The organism is Phenylobacterium sp. (assembly GCF_037138395.1).
In the GTDB taxonomy this organism is placed as follows: domain Bacteria; phylum Pseudomonadota; class Alphaproteobacteria; order Caulobacterales; family Caulobacteraceae; genus Phenylobacterium.
The window spans coordinates 1-2,163 of sequence record NZ_JBAXIM010000246.1 but is presented as its reverse complement, the minus strand read 5'-3'; the positions used below and the strand labels follow the sequence as shown (position 1 = coordinate 2,163).

Annotated in this window: 1 protein-coding gene and 1 pseudogene; one reads left to right on the top strand and one right to left on the bottom strand. The window is 71.1% G+C overall.

The window, feature by feature from the left end:
* Positions 1-956: pseudogene (locus WCJ52_RS12845) on the bottom strand (hypothetical protein); the annotation flags it as partial.
* 66 nt (positions 957-1,022) lie between these two features.
* Between WCJ52_RS12845 and WCJ52_RS12840 the strand changes: the two are divergent.
* The coding region (locus WCJ52_RS12840) for a hypothetical protein (protein ID WP_336903696.1) at positions 1,023-2,163 on the top strand (1,141 nt) is incomplete at its 3' end.

Below are 2,163 nucleotides of genomic sequence, written 5' to 3'. Positions count from 1 at the left end.
GCGGACTCGGCCTGAAGGCAGAGCTGGACCCCGCCGATCCGCTTGGTGAAGTCGTCATGACTGAAGGTGACGTGGAGGCCCGCAGCCTTGCTGGCGGCTGACAGGGGCGCAAGCCCCCGGGGCCGGTCAGCAGAGATGTCGGCGGCAGCGCGGGCGGCGGCGGCCATGCGCGCCTCCAGGGGGGCAAGGCCCGCGACAATGCGCCCTCGGAACCCCAGCTCGAACCGAAGGGGCCGCCCCTCGGCCCGGCCGGCAACCAGCCAGTGCAGGAAGGGATCCATGCCTGACGCGGCGACGTCCGGGTTCACCTCAAGATAGTCGGCGGCCTTGAAACCAGGCCTCGGGTCGCGGCCCTCCCAATGGCCGGCCAGCAGATAGTGCTCCAGGGGGTCCTGGCCGGCGGCGGCGATGTCGGGATAGGCCGAAAGATAGAAGGCGGCGTCAAAGTCGGCGGCGATAAGGGCGCGGGCGGCCTCGCGGGTCAGGCCAGGTGGAAGGTCGGGGTCAGCCTCCCCTTGAGGACCAGGATCCGCGAGAACATCAGGTTCGACGTGAACATCAGGATCCACGTGAACACTCGCCACGGGCTCGGGGATTTCCACTTCAGACGGGGTGGAGACCGGCGCGCTGGCAATGGGCTTCCGGGAGGCGCCAATCCGTTCGAGGAAGCGCTCGCGGTGCCGGGAGGGCGAGGGTTCGCACCCCTCGCTCCAGCCCCGCAGGAGGTAGTGCGCGAAGGGGTCGTCGCCGCCGGCTTCCGGATGCCGCTCGAGATAGGCCAGAACGGAGAACCAGGGGGCAGGATCGCGCCCTTCCCGCCAGCCGGTCTCGACATAGTGCCGGAACGGATCCGCGCCGACCCGGGCGATGTCATCGTAGACCGTGCGGTAGAAGACCGGGTCAAAGGCCGTCGCAAGGGCGCGGCGCTTGCGTTCCGGGGCGTCGCCCTGGCCCATGCGAAAATTCCTGTTCGGTGACGGGCCTGTGTGCAACAGAAGGCGGCCACGATCAACTGATCCGCCATGACCGACAAGCTCAGCGACACCCCTCCGCAGCCGACGCGTACAGCCTATCTCGTGCTGGGCATGCACCGCTCGGGCACGAGCGCCCTGGCCAACCTCTTGGCCCTGGCGGGCGCAGACCTGCCGCGCGACGTCATGCCCGCCGACGAGCATAATGCCCGGGGCTATTTCGAGCCCTGGCGCATCGCCGTCTTCAACGACCGGCGCCTGGCGGCGGCGGGCAGCGCCTGGGACGATCCCTTCGCAGCCCTGGCCCCGCCCCCGGCGGACGAGGACACCTGGCGCGAGGAGGCGCGGGGGCTCTTCCGGGCCCAGTTCGGGCGCCGGCGGCGGCCGCTTCTGAAGGACCCCCGGGTCTCGGTTCTGGCAGGGCTCTGGCGAAGCGTCCTGGAGGCCGAGGGCCTGGCGCTTAGAGTTCTGATCCCCATCCGGCACCCCCTGGCCGTGGCCGGCTCGCTGGCCAAGCGCGATGGCTTTTCGGCGCGCAAGTCGGTGATGGTCTGGTGCGCCTACATGCTGGCCGCCGAGGCGGCGAGCCGGGACCTGCCCCGGGCCTTCGTGGACTACGACGCCCTGCTGGAGGACTGGCGGCCCCAGGTCGCCGCCGCCGAGGCCTTGCTGGGCGAGCCCCTGCCCGCCCTGACCGCCGCCGCAGGACGGAAGATCGACGCCTTCCTGTCGACGGAGTTGAGACGCAACGCCCCCGGCGGCGATCTATCGGCCCTGGGCCCGGCCGGCGACATGGCCGCGGGCGTCCTCGACTGGCTGACCGCCGCCGGCCGAGGCGAGTCGCCTGACCGGACGCCCCTGGACCGGGCCGCCGCCTGGCTTGCGGAACAGAAGGCCCTCTACGGCGACCTCGTCTCGCCGGTCTCGGCCGACAGGGCCCTGGCCCGCACCGCCCTGGCCGATGCCGAGGGCCGGGCAGCCTTCCTTGAGAAGACCGTCGAGGAGACCCGGCAGGAGGGCGAACTCCGCGCTGCCTTCCTGGAAAAGACCGTGGAGGAGACGCGGCAGGAGGGCGAACTCCGTGCCGCCTTCCTGGAAAAGACCGTGGAGGAGACGCGGCAGGAGGGCGAACTCCGCGCCGCCTTCCTGGAAAAGACCGTGGAGGAGACGCGGCAGGAGGGCGAACTCCGCG